This is a genomic window from Vibrio sp. 704 (genome assembly GCF_033339295.1).
Map to the genome: position 1 here is coordinate 110,709 of NZ_JAWOUH010000006.1, position 16,036 is coordinate 126,744.

The 16,036-nt window shown below is 45.6% G+C and carries 16 protein-coding genes; 11 read left to right on the top strand and 5 right to left on the bottom strand.

Annotation, left to right across the window (positions count from 1 at the left end; all coding sequences use genetic code 11):
• The first annotated feature begins 171 nt into the window (after positions 1 to 171).
• The 7 genes from priA to rraA all read left to right on the top strand — a co-directional run bounded on the left by priA (position 172) and on the right by rraA (position 9,284).
• A complete protein-coding gene (gene priA / locus R7R24_RS11220) occupies positions 172 to 2,376 on the top strand; it encodes a primosomal protein N' (protein ID WP_054579274.1) in 2,205 nt (734 codons plus the stop codon).
• 303 nt (positions 2,377 to 2,679) lie between these two features.
• A complete protein-coding gene (gene cytR, locus R7R24_RS11225; RefSeq protein WP_254901949.1) occupies positions 2,680 to 3,708 on the top strand; it encodes a DNA-binding transcriptional regulator CytR in 1,029 nt (342 codons plus the stop codon).
• Between the two features lie 224 nt (positions 3,709 to 3,932).
• A complete protein-coding gene (gene ftsN / locus R7R24_RS11230) occupies positions 3,933 to 4,481 on the top strand; it encodes a cell division protein FtsN (RefSeq protein WP_172563399.1) in 549 nt (182 codons plus the stop codon).
• Between the two features lie 115 nt (positions 4,482 to 4,596).
• On the top strand, positions 4,597 to 5,148 hold the full coding sequence (gene hslV / locus R7R24_RS11235; RefSeq protein ID WP_005383176.1) for an ATP-dependent protease subunit HslV: 552 nt from the start codon (positions 4,597 to 4,599) through the stop codon (positions 5,146 to 5,148).
• A 23-nt stretch (positions 5,149 to 5,171) separates the two neighbouring features.
• Entirely contained in the window at positions 5,172 to 6,503 is a 1,332-nt protein-coding gene (gene hslU / locus R7R24_RS11240; protein WP_005397950.1) for an HslU--HslV peptidase ATPase subunit, read from the top strand.
• Positions 6,504 to 7,783: 1,280 nt separating this feature from the next.
• Positions 7,784 to 8,701, top strand: coding sequence for a 1,4-dihydroxy-2-naphthoate polyprenyltransferase (locus R7R24_RS11245; RefSeq protein ID WP_053349706.1), 918 nt, complete (start codon positions 7,784 to 7,786; stop codon positions 8,699 to 8,701).
• Between the two features lie 76 nt (positions 8,702 to 8,777).
• On the top strand, positions 8,778 to 9,284 hold the full coding sequence (gene rraA / locus R7R24_RS11250; protein WP_005379537.1) for a ribonuclease E activity regulator RraA: 507 nt from the start codon (positions 8,778 to 8,780) through the stop codon (positions 9,282 to 9,284).
• Between the two features lie 135 nt (positions 9,285 to 9,419).
• Here rraA and zapB read toward each other — a convergent pair whose 3' ends face one another.
• A complete protein-coding gene (gene zapB, locus R7R24_RS11255; protein ID WP_005379536.1) occupies positions 9,420 to 9,662 on the bottom strand; it encodes a cell division protein ZapB in 243 nt (80 codons plus the stop codon).
• Between the two features lie 348 nt (positions 9,663 to 10,010).
• Between zapB and glpX the strand changes: the two genes are divergently transcribed.
• From glpX to R7R24_RS11270, 3 genes are all read left to right on the top strand, one after another.
• A complete protein-coding gene (glpX, locus tag R7R24_RS11260) occupies positions 10,011 to 11,018 on the top strand; it encodes a class II fructose-bisphosphatase (RefSeq protein WP_005379534.1) in 1,008 nt (335 codons plus the stop codon).
• Positions 11,019 to 11,402: 384 nt separating this feature from the next.
• The gene (locus R7R24_RS11265; protein ID WP_005379532.1) at positions 11,403 to 12,023 is read left to right on the top strand and encodes a helix-turn-helix transcriptional regulator; all 621 of its coding nucleotides are present in this window, start codon (positions 11,403 to 11,405) and stop codon (positions 12,021 to 12,023) included.
• A gap of 160 nt (positions 12,024 to 12,183) precedes the next feature.
• Positions 12,184 to 12,534, top strand: a complete 351-nt coding sequence (locus tag R7R24_RS11270; protein WP_005379531.1) for a DUF3135 domain-containing protein — start codon at positions 12,184 to 12,186, stop codon at positions 12,532 to 12,534.
• On the opposite strand, the gene R7R24_RS11275 is transcribed toward R7R24_RS11270, so the two are convergent.
• From R7R24_RS11275 to R7R24_RS11285, 3 genes are all read right to left on the bottom strand, one after another.
• Positions 12,528 to 12,821 carry a GIY-YIG nuclease family protein gene (locus R7R24_RS11275; RefSeq protein WP_318119496.1) on the bottom strand — a complete coding sequence of 98 codons (294 nt, stop codon included), beginning with the start codon at positions 12,819 to 12,821 and terminating at the stop codon, positions 12,528 to 12,530. The genes R7R24_RS11270 and R7R24_RS11275 overlap by 7 nt on opposite strands.
• Positions 12,822 to 13,046: 225 nt before the next feature.
• Complete coding sequence (locus tag R7R24_RS11280) at positions 13,047 to 13,469, bottom strand: DUF805 domain-containing protein (protein ID WP_005379526.1); 423 nt, start codon at positions 13,467 to 13,469, stop codon at positions 13,047 to 13,049.
• 162 nt (positions 13,470 to 13,631) lie between these two features.
• Entirely contained in the window at positions 13,632 to 13,979 is a 348-nt protein-coding gene (locus R7R24_RS11285) for a 5-carboxymethyl-2-hydroxymuconate Delta-isomerase (protein ID WP_005379524.1), read from the bottom strand.
• Positions 13,980 to 14,248: 269 nt separating this feature from the next.
• On the opposite strand from R7R24_RS11285, the gene tpiA reads away from it, so the two are divergent.
• Positions 14,249 to 15,019, top strand: coding sequence for a triose-phosphate isomerase (gene tpiA, locus R7R24_RS11290; RefSeq protein ID WP_005384863.1), 771 nt, complete (start codon positions 14,249 to 14,251; stop codon positions 15,017 to 15,019).
• Positions 15,020 to 15,116: 97 nt separating this feature from the next.
• Here the strand turns inward: tpiA and galU are convergent, their stop codons facing one another.
• A complete protein-coding gene (galU, locus tag R7R24_RS11295; RefSeq protein WP_005379521.1) occupies positions 15,117 to 15,995 on the bottom strand; it encodes a UTP--glucose-1-phosphate uridylyltransferase GalU in 879 nt (292 codons plus the stop codon).
• Positions 15,996 to 16,036 lie beyond the last annotated feature (41 nt).

Genomic DNA, 16,036 nt, shown 5'->3' on the forward strand with positions numbered 1-16,036 from the left:
TAAAGAATCACATTGCTCGGATCAACACATTTGGCAACTTTTTCGCCACTTTTTTAGCCAGACTAATCATAGAGGCACGATTCACGCTGAATCGCATAGCTTTACTCGAATTTCCATACCGATTTTAATAGACTCTCATTTCCTTTCCCTCTTTTTAATAGCTAAGAATTTATGCGTCCAACCATTGCTAGAGTGGCATTACCCGTTCCGCTCGACAAACAATTTGATTACGCCATTCCGGGGCACCTGTTTCCGATCATTGGTGGACGCGTTTCCGTGCCTTTTGGACGCCAAACCTTAGTCGGCATCGTCACCGCAATGGTTAATCACTCGGACTTTCCCAAAGATCAACTCAAGCCAATCAAAGCAGTTCTTGATTCTCAGCCGATATGGTCTGAAAAGCTTTATTCGTTGCTGACTTGGTGCAGCCAGTTCTACCAATACCCACTTGGAGATACGCTACACAATGCGATGCCAGCAGCTCTACGTAAAGGAAAGCCTGCAGATTTTGCGACGCTACAAGAGTGGCAAATTACCGAATCCGGTAAAGACAAGCTGATGCAAGGGCTTGATCGTCGAGCGGTCAAACAACAGAAGGTCTTGCAAATGTTGGTTAACGGCGCTTTGCCTCACCAGGAATTTGTCGACCAAGAGATAGCCTCAACAGTACTAAAGTCTTTAGAAGAGAAAGGCTGGATTGAACGTATCGAGAAGAAGCCTGTAATCACCCCGTGGGGACAGCACGTTGAATGCGACGTCGAAAAGCCAAAGCTCAACCACGAACAAGCGCTGGCTATTGCGAGTGTAAATAGCCAAACAGGTTTTGCCTCCTATTTATTAGAAGGCGTCACGGGCTCAGGTAAGACAGAAGTGTACCTCAACCTTATCAAGCCAGTTTTAGAGCAAGGGAAACAAGCCTTGGTTTTAGTACCAGAGATTGGCTTAACGCCCCAAACCATCAACCGCTTTAAACGCCGTTTTAATGTGCCAGTTGACGTCATCCACTCCGGGTTAAACGAGACGGAGCGTCTGAATGCGTGGCTTTCTGCACGCGACAAAGCGGCCGGAATCATTATCGGCACACGCTCAGCCCTACTCGCGCCTTTTGCTGATCTCGGGATTATCATTGTGGACGAGGAACATGACACCTCTTACAAACAGCAAGATAGCTTGCGTTATCATGCACGCGATGTTGCTGTAATGCGCGCTCATAAAGAACAAGTTCCGATTGTTCTGGGCTCAGCCACACCTGCACTGGAGACATTGCACAATGCCTTGTCAGGCAAGTATCACCATTTAACACTAACCCAACGAGCTGGCTCTGCCGTACCAACCACCAATAAAGTGTTAGATGTAAAAGGTCAGTATTTAGAAAGTGGCTTATCTGCCCAACTGATTGCCGAAATGCGCAAGCATTTAAAAGCTGGCAATCAAGTAATGTTGTTTCTTAACCGCCGAGGCTTTTCGCCCGCTTTGATGTGCCATGAATGCGGTTGGATTGCAGAATGTAAACGCTGTGATGCGTACTATACGTTCCACCATTACAGCAACGAAATACGCTGCCATCACTGCGGCTCACAACAACCGGTAATTCATCAATGTCAGGGGTGTGGTTCAACTCAATTGGTTACCGTCGGCGTAGGAACGGAACAACTCGAACAACAATTGGCTCAGTTATTTCCAGAATACAAAGCCATTCGCATCGACAGAGACAGCACACGTCGCAAAGGTAGTTTGGAAGATGCCCTTGAATCGATTCGTAAAGGTGAACATCAAATTCTGATTGGCACCCAAATGCTGGCTAAGGGGCACCATTTTCCAAATGTAACGCTCGTTGCTCTTTTGGATGTTGATGGCTCTCTTTATAGTAGTGACTTCCGCGCTTCCGAGCGACTAGCGCAGTTGTTTATTCAAGTCGCAGGTCGTGCCGGCCGCGCAAGTAAACCTGGCGAGGTTATCCTACAAACCCACCATCCTGAGCACAGCTTGCTGCAGGCCCTGCTTCAAAAAGACTATCGCCACTTTGCTATGACAGCTCTGGAAGAACGCAAACTGGCTCAGCTTCCGCCTTATAGTTTCTTGACTCTGTTTAAAGCAGAGGCGAACCAAAGTGAGATAGTTGAAGACTTCCTGCGTCAAGTTCGCTTTACGTTAGAGTCACACCCTCTGTTCGATGATTCCTGCATGGTGTTAGGCCCTACTCCTTCACCTTTGGCCAAGCGGGCTGGTAAATACCGTTGGCAACTATTACTGCAAACTCAGCATCGTTCATTGATGCAAAAGTTATTAACCAGTGCCAAACCTGCTATTGAGTTGTTGCCAAACGCTAAGAAAGTACGCTGGAATTTAGACATAGAACCACAAGATCTCAGCTAGCAAACGTTTAACTATGTAATGAATTACCATTTAATGTGACCAGAATCACACCAAGATTACAATTTTTGTTAAACAGACCGTAACTTTCACTTTAGAAATGAATAGACTATCCAAATTAGAAAAGTCTAAAGTGACTTGTTTGCACAGGCTTAGATTAAAACAATGACTATTCCCACAAATTGATATCGCGGTGAAGAATCCATTTTCCCACTCGTTAACACGAACTGAGCGAAGAGCAAATACAGCTCTAACTCGGTTTGATTACTCTGATTTCAAACCGGAATAACGTCATCTTGGCAAAAAATAAATGAGAGGTTAAAAACTATGGCGACAATGAAGGATGTTGCCCAGCTTGCGGGAGTGTCTACGGCTACGGTATCTCGAGCCTTAATGAATCCAGAGAAAGTCTCTTCTTCTACAAGAAAGAGAGTAGAAGATGCCGTACTTGAAGCGGGTTATTCTCCAAACTCATTAGCGCGTAACTTACGTAGAAACGAATCAAAAACCATTGTTACTATCGTTCCCGACATCTGTGATCCTTATTTTTCTGAAATTATTCGCGGTATTGAAGATGCAGCCATGGAACATGGCTATCTAGTCCTGCTGGGCGATAGCGGACAACAGAAGAAACGCGAAAGCTCTTTCGTTAACCTCGTATTTACTAAGCAGGCAGATGGAATGCTACTGCTTGGTACAGATCTACCATTCGATGTCAGTAAGCCAGAGCAAAAGAACTTACCTCCGATGGTAATGGCGTGTGAATTTGCGCCAGAGCTCGAGCTTCCGACAGTACATATTGATAACCTGACCTCAGCATTTGAAGCGGTGAATTACCTGACCCAATTAGGTCATAAACGCATTGCTCAAATCTCTGGACCAGATACAGCAATATTGTGTCAGTTCCGCCAGCAAGGCTACCAACAAGCCCTGCGCCGTGCCGGCATCAATAAAGATCCACAATATAGTGTCATTACTGAGTTCTCTTTTGATGGCGGAGCAAAAGCCGTTCGTAAACTGCTCGAATTGCCAGAACCACCAACGGCTATTTTCTGTCACTGTGACACAATGGCCATCGGCGCAATTCAAGAAGCGAAAAAGCTTGGCTTACGAGTACCGCAAGATCTCTCTGTTGTGGGCTTTGATGACATTAACTTCGCTCAGTACTGCGATCCACCGTTGACCACCATCTCTCAACCTCGCTATGAGATTGGTCGACAAGCGATGCTAATGATGCTCGAGATGTTAAAAGGCCACGACGTGCATTCAGGCTCGCGTCTGCTTGAAACTAATCTCGTCATTCGTGGAAGTGCAGCGCCACCACAGCGCCCTTAACCTAAATATTAGGTATTCATCCCCAAAGCGGTGCTAAGGCGCCGCTTTTTATTTACCCCTCCTGCTTTTTGTATATCCCCAAATAAATATAAGCGAGAACAGAAACACACTCCTACACTCGGGCGTTGTCGCGCTTTAGCTATCAAGATTCTATCAATAGGGTGTTTTCTCAACTCGTTCTGGATTAACATATTTGCAAGAATCCTTGATGACCAGAAATAACCGTGGCAAATAGAGATTATGTAAGACGGGGGCGAGGCGCCCCAAAAAAGTCGACAAAAAAACAGCCGCCGAGAAGAAAAAAACCTTGGCGCAGTGGCCTGCTCGCTATCTTGCTCGTGGGCGGTTTTGGCTATGGTCTTTACCTTTTGAGTAGTGACCCAGAACCTAAACAACCAGCCGTGAAGCAGCCAACAACCACTGTAAGCAAACCAAAGCCGAAAAAAGACTTGCCGCCACCACCAGAAGAAAAATGGGAATATGTTGAGTCACTACCGAAACGTGAAGTTGAAGTTGTGGCCAAAGAAATTGAAGTTTCTAAAATTCCTTACATCATGCAGTGTGGCGCGTACAAAACCCAGGCACAAGCCGAAGAGCGTAAGCTTGCAATCGCGTTCCAAGGGATGTCGAGCAAGATTCGTAAGAAAGAAGGCAGTTCATGGTATCGCGTGGTGCTAGGTCCGTATAAGTTCAAACGTGATGCAGAACGTGACCGTCATAAACTGCAACGCGCGAAAATCGAGCCGTGTGCGATTTGGAAAGAAAATCTTTAAACTCAGGCCCTAGGAGCTAAGATCCTAGGGCCTTTCTTTTTGCCCCCTTGAATCCCCATTTCTCCTCCCCCATATACTGAATTAAATCCAAAGAGAAATAATCAAGAGGTCGACTGTGACTACCATTGTATCTGTACGTCGAAATAATAAAGTCGTCATCGCGGGTGATGGCCAAGTATCTCTAGGCAATACCGTAATGAAAGGTAATGCGCGCAAAGTTCGCCGCCTATACAACAACCAAGTACTAGCGGGCTTTGCCGGCGGTACTGCGGATGCCTTCACCCTTTTTGAGCGCTTCGAAAGCAAACTGCAAATGCACCAAGGTCACCTAACCAAAGCGGCAGTTGAGCTAGCTAAAGACTGGCGTAGCGATCGTGCTTTGCGCAAGCTCGAAGCCTTACTTGCCGTTGCCGACGAAACCGCATCGTTAATCATTACCGGTAATGGTGATGTCGTACAGCCAGAACATGACCTGATTGCGATTGGCTCTGGTGGTGCTTACGCACAAGCTGCCGCAACCGCCCTACTAGAAAACACAGATCTAGATGCTCGTGAGATCGCGGAAAAAGCTCTCAATATCGCGGGTGATATTTGTGTCTTCACTAACCATCACCACACGGTAGAAGAGCTAGACTCAACAGTAGAGCCTGAAAAACCAACCGCGTAATCGTAACGAAGTAAGGAAAGAATATGTCTGAAATGACGCCTCGCGAAATCGTTCATGAATTGAACCGCCACATTATCGGTCAAGAAAAAGCCAAGCGTTCGGTTGCGATTGCACTTCGTAACCGCTGGCGCCGCATGCAGCTTGAAGAAAGCTTGCGTGCCGAAGTGACGCCAAAAAACATCTTGATGATTGGTCCTACTGGTGTTGGTAAGACTGAAATCGCACGACGCCTCGCAAAACTGGCAAATGCCCCTTTCATCAAAGTTGAAGCGACAAAATTCACCGAAGTGGGTTACGTTGGTAAAGAAGTTGAAACCATCATCCGTGACCTAACAGATGTCGCTGTGAAAATGACGCATCAACAAGCGATGGAGAAAGTGAAATTCCGCGCAGAAGAGCAAGCGGAAGAACGCATTCTTGATGCGCTACTGCCACCAGCACGTGATAGCTGGGGTCAAGCAGAGCAAACGGAAGAGTCTTCTCACACTCGCCAGATCTTCCGTAAGAAACTGCGTGAAGGCCAACTAGACGATAAAGAAATTGAAATCGACGTAGCCGCACCACAAATGGGCGTAGAGATCATGGCGCCTCCTGGTATGGAAGAGATGACTAACCAGCTGCAAGGCATGTTCCAAAACCTCGCTGGCGACACTAAGAAAAAACGTAAGCTGAAAATCAAAGACGCAATGAAAGCGTTAGCGGAAGAAGAAGCGGCGAAACTGGTAAACCAAGAAGAGCTAAAAGAAGCAGCGATTTTCAACGTTGAAAACAACGGCATCGTATTTATCGATGAGATCGACAAGATCTGTAAACGCGGCGAGAGCTCAGGCCCAGACGTTTCACGCGAAGGTGTTCAGCGCGACCTACTTCCATTGATTGAAGGCAGCACGGTATCAACCAAGCACGGCATGGTAAAAACAGACCACATTCTGTTTGTTGCATCTGGTGCATTCCAAGTGGCAAAACCATCTGACTTGATCCCAGAATTGCAAGGTCGTCTACCAATTCGTGTTGAGCTAGAAGCACTAAGCAGCAACGACTTCAAACGCATTCTGACAGAACCAAAAGCCTCTCTAACAGAGCAGTACGTTGCGTTGATGAAAACGGAAGATGTGGACATCGAATTCACAGAAGACGGTATCACGCAAATCGCGGAAGCGGCATGGACGGTCAACGAAAGCACAGAAAACATCGGTGCTCGTCGCTTACACACCGTTATGGAACGCTTAATGGATGAAATCTCTTACGACGCAGCGGAGCAATCTGGCGCTAAATTCGTTATTGATTCCGCTTATGTGAAAGAGCGCCTAGGCGACACGATTGAAGATGAAGATCTAAGCCGCTTTATTCTTTAATCGCAATCTATTTTACCAAAGCCCAGAACCTTGTTTCTGGGCTTTTTGTTTAGAATGGCGGTGACTTTGACAACACCCAAATCAAAAGATCTCGTCATTCTAGCGAGCTCAAGCGAGACTAAGAATCTGCTAACAGCAAGCGCCTATTCTTTCCTCTCATCGTAACACTTCACAATCGGATGATAGGTTCTGAATCACACTCGTTGTTCAGAATAGCGGTGACTTTGACAACACCTAAATCAAAAAAATCTCGTCATTCTAGCAAGCTCAAGCGAGACTAAGAATCTGCTAACAGCAGACGCCTATTCTTTCCAACTCACCTTAACCACGGCACTATTGGGACGATAGATTCTGAATCACCTCGTTCCTCGCTGTTCAGAATGACGGTTACTGTGACAACACCTAAATCAAAAAGATCTCGTCATTCTAGCGAGCTCAAGCGAGACTAAGAATCTAGTAACAGCAGACGCCTATTCTTTCTCTCTCACCGTAACACTTCACAATCGGATGATAGATTCTGAATCACACTCGTTCCTCGCTGTTCAGAATGACGGTGACTTAGACAACATCTAAATCAAAAGAGCTCGTCATTCTAGCGAGCTTAAGCGAGACTAAGAATCTGCTAACAGCAAACGCCTTTCTTTCCCCACTCGCCTTCACCACCGCACAATCGGATGATCGATTCTGAATCACACTCGTTCCTCGCTGTTCAGAATGACGGTTACTGTGACAACACCTAAATCAAAAAGATCTCGTCATTCTAAGAGCTCAAGCGAGACTAAGAATCTGCTAACAGCAAACGCCTTTCTTTCCCCACTCGCCTTCACCACCGCACAATCGGACGATAGATTCTGAATCACACTCGTTCCTCGCTGTTCAGAATGACGGTTACTGTGACAACACCTAAATCAAAAGACCTGGTCATTCTAGCGAGCTCAAGCGAGACCAAGAATCTGGTAACAGCAGACGCCTATTCTTTCCCACTCCCCTTCACCACCGCACAATCGGATGATCGATTCTGAATCACACTCGTTGTTCAGAATGGCGGTGACTTTGACAACACCTAAATCAAAAAGATCTCGTCATTCTAGCGAGCTCAAGCGAGACTAAGAATCTGCTAACAGCAAACGCCTTTCTTTCCTCACTCGCCTTCACCACCGCACAATCGGACGATAGATTCTGAATAACCCTTTGACTTCTAGCTGAGTTGTTTTAGGTCAATAGCGTATCTGCCTCTTTGTGCTTATACTGGGCACATTGGTTACTAGCACGAAATTTCCATGAAACAATCTCTACAGATCTGGCTTGAAGCCGCTCGTCCAAAAACATTACCTCTGGCATTGGTCTCTATCTTAACAGGTAGCGTGCTCGCCTACTCGGCGGGTCATTTCTCACTGACGATTGCCATCATGGCTTTCGTAACCGCGACATTGCTGCAAATTCTGTCCAACCTGGCAAACGACTATGGCGATGCCGTTCAAGGTACAGATAACGACAAACGCCTCGGCCCATTACGAGCGATGCAGTCAGGCGCGGTAAGTGCTAAACAGATGAAACAAGCGATTATCTTTAACATCGCTCTGACCGCCATTTCAGGCTTGGTGTTGGTTTTCTATTCACTAAGTTCACTGGAAAGCATTGTCACTTTTATCGGGCTGGGAATTTTGGCCATTCTCGCAGCCATTGCTTATACCATGGGTAGCAAACCATACGGTTACGTGGGGCTTGGCGATATATCAGTGTTCTTGTTTTTTGGTCTACTCGGTGTATCCGGTACCTACTTCTTGCATACTGGTCACGTAGACACCACGCTATTCTTACCTGCTTTAGGCTGCGGTTTACTCGCCGTTGCAGTACTCAACATCAACAATATGCGTGATATAGAGAACGACCGAGAGTGTGGTAAACGCACGGTGGCGGTACGCTTAGGTCAACGTAAAGCCAAACAGTACCACTTTATTTTACTTGGTGGTGCTATCCTTGCCTTTGCAGCTTACTTGTTAATTCAAGACAAACCCGTTTGGATTAGCTTGCCATTTTTACTTAGTATTTATTTCGTGGCCGATCATGGTAAAGCAGTTTGGCATACACAAAAGCCCGCTCAGATAGCACCAATGATGCCAGTCATCGTGAAATGCTCTTTAGTCACCAACGTTTTGTTTGCAACAATTGTGGTAGCTCAAACTCTAGTAAGTTAAAAAAGGATTGTCATTGCATTGACTTAATGCCTAGATATACTCAAAGACAACCAATTTCTGTTTAGAAAGGTACGCTATGGAATACAATACCTCAGCACTCTGTGATATCTACCTCGATCAGGTAGATGTGGTTGAACCAATGTTCAGTAACTTTGGCGGTCGCGCTTCATTTGCCGGGCAAATCACCACCATCAAGTGTTTTGAAGATAATTCGTTGATCCGCGAGACATTAGAGCAAGATGGACTTGGTCGCGTTTTGTTAATTGACGGTGGCGGTTCCCTACGTAAAGCCCTTATCGATGCAGAAATCGCAACCATTGCGGAAGAAAACGAGTGGGAAGGCATTGTCGTTTACGGCTGTGTTCGTGAAGTAGATGAACTTGAAGATATGAACTTAGGCATTCAAGCCCTCGCTTCTATTCCTGTTGGAGCGACCAGTCAGGGGATTGGCGAATTGGATGTACCAGTCAACTTTGGCGGCGTCAGCTTCTTACCTGAAGATTATATTTATGCTGATAGCACCGGAATTATCCTGTCGCCTGAACCATTGAATATTGATTTAGAGTTGGATGAAGAAGCATAGCGAGTCTTAGGTGTCTAAGTTATAGGGTCTTCTCTTGGCTCTTAGCGCCTAGCCTTGTCTTAACATTTTCTACTTCCCTAAAACACAAACACCCGCTTAACGCGGGTGTTTTTAATTTGGAATGAAGAAGCCGAATTATTCCACTTCGTCCATTTTGCCAAGTAGTGCACGAATGCGCTCTTGCCATTGTGCGTGCTCTTGCTGTGCTTGTTGTGCTTTTTGCTCTAGCTCTTCACGTTGAGAGCGAAGCTCGTTCGCTTCTTCCGCAAGTTTAGCTTTATCTTCTTTCAGCTCTTCGACTTCCATCTGAAGAAGAGTGATTGTGTCAACTGCAGTTTGAATTTTAGATTCTAGTTGTTCTAGTACTTCAAAAGACATCTTGGCCTACCTATGTTATTCCGTTGGGACGATGTGCGAGATTGATGCACACCTAACCTATATAAGGTTCATTCTACTCAGCGTCGCGATGAGAAACACTCACTATATTCGATATTTTGCATCATTCGGTCAAAAAATCAGCGCAATCTCACTAAACGCTGACTTTTCTTGTCGCCGAAGCATTTTTGAGCAAGGATTTTGCGTCTCGCTACGCTGAAAATCGCCCTAAGTATTGATCAAATTCAAGTTAGATAAAGTAAAAGCCTCGCAAAAAGGCAAACGTTTACTCGACCTTGTGATAGAATCGCCGCGCAAATTCTTCTTCCCTCTTGCTTACTTGGAGACATCATGAAACGCGATTTAGCAATGGCATTTTCCCGTGTGACTGAAGGTGCAGCTCTGGCTGGTTACAAATGGCTTGGCCGTGGCGATAAAAACGCAGCCGATGGCGCAGCTGTTGAAGTTATGCGCACGCTACTGAACAAAACAGATATCAGTGGTGAAATTGTCATTGGTGAGGGTGAAATCGATGATGCGCCAATGCTGTACATTGGTGAGCAAGTGGGTATGGGTGGTGATGAAGTAGATATTGCAGTCGACCCGATTGAAGGAACGCGTATGACGGCAATGGGACAATCGAACGCACTAGCCGTACTTGCCGCAGGTGAGAAAGGCAGCTTTCTTAAAGCGCCAGATATGTACATGGAAAAACTGGTTGTTGGCCCTGGTGCAAAAGGCGTAATTGACTTAGAAAAGCCGTTAAAAGAAAACCTAGAGAACGTAGCAAAAGCCCTGAACAAGCCACTTGATACCCTAGTCGTTATTACCCTTGCGAAACCTCGCCACGATAACGTTATTGCAGAAATGCAAGCAATGGGCGTGCGTGTCTTTGCGGTGCCTGATGGTGACGTGGCTGCCTCTATTCTGACTTGTATGCCAGACAGTGAAGTGGACATGATGTACTGTATTGGTGGCGCGCCAGAAGGGGTAGTATCAGCGGCGGTAATTCGAGCGCTAGACGGTGATATGCACGGTCGCCTGCTTCCTCGTCACGAAGTAAAAGGCGATACTGAAGAAAACCGCATTTACGGCGCAGATGAACTAAAACGCTGCGATGAAATGGGCGTAAAAGCGAATGTTGTCCTCAAAATGGAAGACATGGCTCGTAGCGACAATGTGGTATTTTCAGCTACAGGCATCACTAAAGGTGACTTGCTGGAAGGTATCTCTCGTCAAGGCAATATAGCGACCACAGAAACGCTGCTCGTGCGCGGTCGATGCCGTACTATTCGTCGCATTAAGTCGACTCACTACCTAGATCGTAAAGATCCAGAAGTACGCGATATTATTCTTTAAGCATTTCCCGAGGCTCTAGCTCAATCTGAGTTTGAGCCTTTCTTTCCGCACAGCCGGACAGTAGATTCTGAATCACCTAGTCCCTCGCCGTTCAGAATGACGGAGACTTTAATAAGCTCTAAATCAAAAGAACTCGTCATTCTAGCGAGATCCAGCGAGACTAAGAATCTGGTAACAGCAGACTGCTATTCTTTCCTGGTCACCTTAACCACTGCTCAACCGGACGATAGATTCTGAATCACCTCGTTCCTCGCTGTTCAGAATGACGACATATATTGACTCATATGAACATAGCGCCTACAAATCCACACTCAAATTAAGTCAACACTTTTCTTTACTAACCCTATCGCGCATAATATGTACTGACGTATAAATGGTGGGTATATGAAGACCGTAGATAGGATATTGCAAATCGTTAAGCGTGATGGCTCCGTCACTGCAAAACAACTCTCTTCTGAGCTAGGGATGACAACCATGGGGGCTCGTCAGCACCTGCAAAGTTTAGAAGATGATGGCATTCTTTCTATCCATGACGTAAAAGTAAAAGTCGGTCGCCCTGCTCGTCATTGGTCTCTCACTCAAAAAGGTCATGAGCAATTTGCTGACCGTCACGGTGAGTTGACTATTCAGTTTATAGAAGCTGTCGAACATATCTTTGGCAAAGATGGACTGGAAAAAGTCACATCAGAAAGGGAAAAACTCACGTTACAAAGTTATCGTCAGCATCTTGAGCAATGCGACTCTCTGCAAAGCAAACTAGAAACACTCGTCACATTAAGAGAGCAAGAAGGCTATATGGCAGAGCTCGAGAAAGATGAGAACGGATTCATCTTGATCGAAAATCACTGTCCGATTTGTAAAGCCGCAACTCGCTGCCCAAGCTTGTGCCAATCAGAATTAAGTGTCTTTCAGTCTTTACTTGGACGTGACACCAAAGTAGAGCGTACCGAACACATCATTAGTGGCCAAAGACGCTGCGTTTACCGCATCCAACAACTGCAGTAACCACCACAACCAAGCATCGACATGCCGCACTTATTCAATCTCAAGCTTGAAAGCTTCTCTTATAAGTGAGACGGCTGAAGAATTCATCCTCTCTCCTCTTTCTAGTGGTATAGGCTTTTAGTAACTAAAGGCAATTTCCATAAGGATTTGGAGAGCATCGATGTCTACTCTACGTCATATCCCATCCCAAACGCTTCCTCCATTCGATGAAATGGTTCAAATGGCAGAGCGAGACCCAGAAGCTTTTGAGCAATTTCGTCATGAGATGGCGAAAGAGATGATCGAAAGCGCATCAGAAGATATGAAAGAAAGATTGTGGGCTCAACAAAGCCACATTGATAGAGTCATCAGCACGTGTAAAAACCCTCATCACACCAATGTGGTATTGATGAACGAGTTGCAAAAACAGGTCGTAAAGTTCAAAGCAGCGCTAGAAGGGGAAGCGACACCGACACAAAAAGCGGATGTGGTTAGCTTAAATGCGTTTAAAGATAGGGATGATTTTTACTGATACTCAGTAGATAGATCGAGAAAGTTAGGGTTCGTTTCTCTTACCAAGGCTAACTTCCACTCACGCTTCCACTGGTTGAGCTGCTTTTCTCGGTTTATAGCCGTAGCCATATCGTCGAATAGCTCAAAGCAAACGAGCTTATGAACGTTGTATTTCTTAGTAAATCCTTCCACTACTCCATTTTTATGTTGCCATATTCTTTGGGGCAGCTGACTGGTAACACCTATGTAGAGAACGGCGTTGTTATTTGACGTTAGGATATAAACGCAAGGTGTCTTATCGATGATTCATTCTCCTTCATTATTCGCTGTTACTTTTCCGTTGTAATTCGCAAGCTCAGGCAGTTTATTTCAATCTCAGAGCACTCTGCGCCTAGATTCTGAATCACACTCGTCCCTCGCTGTTCAGAATGATGATGACTTTAACAGCCTCCAAACCAAAAAGGATCGTCATTCTAGCGAGCCTTAGCGAGACTAAGAATCTACTTTCAGCACGCACGATACTTGAGGCAATTACTCCGGCTCAGGGCCATATTGGTTTGGTCCTGATGTCCCCTTTAAGAGACCACATTCAATTAGAATCCATAAACCACAAATCAGAGAAATGGAAGCGACGAACATCTGTGGGGTCGACGGCTCTTGCGCGGCAGGGCTGGTCATTGGCGTGGCAATTCGTCCGATAATCAGCGGAATATTCAGTGCTAGCCAATAGATCGATTTGTTGCGGTCGTGCCAACGCTTGGTGGTGATCGCCAAATCAGGGATCAACAGAACCACCAAGAAAATAGGAAGAAGCACATAGGAGAGAGTAGGAAGCAGTTGGCTGATACCGGCACCAAAGCCTAGAATGGACACATAGTAAATGACGTTCCAAATCCAGTAGGTTTTACGGTTTATACGTCCTTGAAAAGAAAACAGTAACTCTTTAGTCGACATCAAATTTTACCCCAAAGTAGAAAGGTTATAGATTAGCCGAGTCGATATAGTTTGGAAAGGACACCGATAGCTTGGGTGCCCACAACGACCTTACAATAAGCAGAGCCAGGCTGAGAATTCGTAGCAATAACCCCTCGCTATTCTCGGGCAATTCAGCGCAACCTAGTTCACGACCTTTTGGAAGCTATCTATATCTATGTCTCGGATATTGACTGTTAAACTGTGCACGTGACTGGCTTGCTCTTGAAGTGTCGCCATCAAGGCTCGTGACAGTTCTCGCTTTTGTTCTTGGGAGCGACCAGATAACAAATCAAAGTTGATATGGATAAAGTCGAGGCTATCACCCTCCTCTCCTATTAACCAATTGTGGCACCGGAGCGTTCTAGATTTCACTGACGCGAGTTCAAAGAGGCCACTTTCTAACGCCGTTTTATGTAAATCCTCCAGCAACCCCTGAACATTGACGCGTTCTTCCACCGAGTTTGAATACTCTAAAACGAGATTTGGCATTTTGATTCCTTTCTACAACAATTAATTCCAGCGCGTAGTAATACCAATCTCAGCAGCAATTTCCGAGGAATGAACTATCATTCTGTCTACGCGATCACCAATCGGTTGCTTTTGACAAAAATAACAGGATCGATGCTTGGTCGAATCAGTAAAGAAAGCCGGACAAGACATGACGCCAATCATGATCTGTTCACATTATTCTGTTATATTCCTACGTAGATTTTTTACATTAATTGACTATTTACATTAAAGATAAGGGAGATATTCCTATGCGTCGTCCTGTAGTGATGGGTAACTGGAAACTAAACGGCAGCAAAGCAATGGTAACTGAGCTGCTAACTGGTCTTAACGCTGAACTTGAAGGCGTTGAAGGTGTTGACGTAGCAGTCGCTCCACCAGCACTTTACATCGACCTAGCAGAGCGCGTAATCGCTGAAGGCGGTAACAAGATCATCCTAGGTGCTCAAAACACTGACCTAAACAACAGCGGTGCGTTCACTGGCGATATGTCTCCAGAAATGCTGAAAGATTTCGGTGCTACTCACATCATCATCGGTCACTCAGAGCGTCGTGAATACCACAACGAATCTGACGAGTTCATCGCTAAGAAATTCAACTTCCTAAAAGAAAACGGTCTAACACCTGTTTTCTGTATCGGTGAATCTGAAGCGCAAAACGAAGCTGGCGAAACTGAAGCAGTATGTGCACGTCAAATCAACGCAGTTATCGACACTTACGGTGTTGAAGCTCTAAACGGCGCAATCATCGCTTACGAACCAATCTGGGCTATCGGTACTGGTAAAGCAGCAACAGCTGAAGATGCACAACGCATCCACGCTTCTATCCGCGCACTAATCGCAGCAAAAGACGAAGCAGTTGCAGCACAAGTAATCATCCAATACGGTGGTTCTGTTAAGCCAGAAAACGCTGAAGCTTACTTCTCACAACCAGACATCGACGGCGCTCTCGTTGGCGGTGCTTCTCTAGACGCTAAAAGCTTCGCAGCAATCGCTAAAGCAGCGGCTAAAGCAAAAGCTTAATCTCGTTTTTACTGAGAGTAGAAATAACAAAGGGATGCATCATGCATCCCTTTTTGTTTGTGTTGTACCGTCGGAGTACCTAATAGAAAGTTCCGACTTACGCTGGCTCAGCAATTTTCACGGTTGGCTTTTTCGCGAGCTCCGCACTGGAATCTTTCTTATAAAGGTTCTCGTAGCAGTAATTTGTGGCTTCAATGTAGCCTTCTACGCTACCGCAATCAAAGCGCTGACCTTTAAATTTGTATGCCAAAACACAACCAGATTGAGCTTGTTGCATCAGCGCATCGGTGATTTGAATCTCACCACCTTTACCTGGCTCTGTATTTTCAATCAGTTCAAAGATATCAGGTGTCAGAATGTAGCGACCAATAATCGCTAGATTGCTAGGTGCAGTGCCTGGCTCTGGCTTTTCAACCATGTTATCAATGCGGAAGATATCATCTTTGATCATCTCGCCAGCAATCACACCGTATTTATGCGTTTCTGATTCCGGCACTTCTTGTACCGCAACGATTGAACAGCGGAACTGTTTGTACAGCTCAACCATTTGCGCTAGAACGCCTTTGTCCCCATTCACACATAGGTCATCCGCAAGCACAACAGCAAACGGTTCATCACCGACCAATTCACGTCCCGTAAGAATAGCGTGACCTAAGCCTTTCATTTCACGCTGACGGATGTAAGTGTAACTCGCAGAATCAATCAAAGAACGAATATCATCAAGCAGCGCTTCTTTACTTGTACCGCTAATTTGATGCTCTAGCTCGTAGTTTTTATCAAAGTGATCCATTAACGAGTGCTTACCACGACCAGTGACGATGCACATACCATCCATACCGGCTTCAATCGCCTCTTCAACACCGTATTCAATCAATGGCTTGTTTACCACTGGCATCATTTCTTTCGGCATCGACTTAGTCGCAGGAAGGAAACGTGTACCGTAACCCGCCGCAGGGAATAAACACTTTTTAATCATTTTATTAAACCTAACTCAACCAATAGCGAGCACTCAGCTCG

Bases quoted from the DNA above. Each gene is read 5' to 3' on its own strand.
- tpiA (WP_005384863.1), top strand. From the start codon at position 14,249: ATGCGTCGTCCTGTAGTGATGGGTAACTGGAAACTAAACGGCAGCAAA.
- R7R24_RS11270 (WP_005379531.1), top strand. From the start codon at position 12,184: ATGTCTACTCTACGTCATATCCCATCCCAAACGCTTCCTCCATTCGAT.
- R7R24_RS11265 (WP_005379532.1), top strand. From the start codon at position 11,403: ATGAAGACCGTAGATAGGATATTGCAAATCGTTAAGCGTGATGGCTCC.
- R7R24_RS11245 (WP_053349706.1), top strand. From the start codon at position 7,784: ATGAAACAATCTCTACAGATCTGGCTTGAAGCCGCTCGTCCAAAAACA.
- hslU (WP_005397950.1), top strand. From the start codon at position 5,172: ATGTCTGAAATGACGCCTCGCGAAATCGTTCATGAATTGAACCGCCAC.
- zapB (WP_005379536.1), bottom strand. From the start codon at position 9,662: ATGTCTTTTGAAGTACTAGAACAACTAGAATCTAAAATTCAAACTGCA.
- priA (WP_054579274.1), top strand. From the start codon at position 172: ATGCGTCCAACCATTGCTAGAGTGGCATTACCCGTTCCGCTCGACAAA.
- R7R24_RS11280 (WP_005379526.1), bottom strand. From the start codon at position 13,469: ATGTCGACTAAAGAGTTACTGTTTTCTTTTCAAGGACGTATAAACCGT.
- galU (WP_005379521.1), bottom strand. From the start codon at position 15,995: ATGATTAAAAAGTGTTTATTCCCTGCGGCGGGTTACGGTACACGTTTC.
- rraA (WP_005379537.1), top strand. From the start codon at position 8,778: ATGGAATACAATACCTCAGCACTCTGTGATATCTACCTCGATCAGGTA.
- glpX (WP_005379534.1), top strand. From the start codon at position 10,011: ATGAAACGCGATTTAGCAATGGCATTTTCCCGTGTGACTGAAGGTGCA.
- R7R24_RS11285 (WP_005379524.1), bottom strand. From the start codon at position 13,979: ATGCCAAATCTCGTTTTAGAGTATTCAAACTCGGTGGAAGAACGCGTC.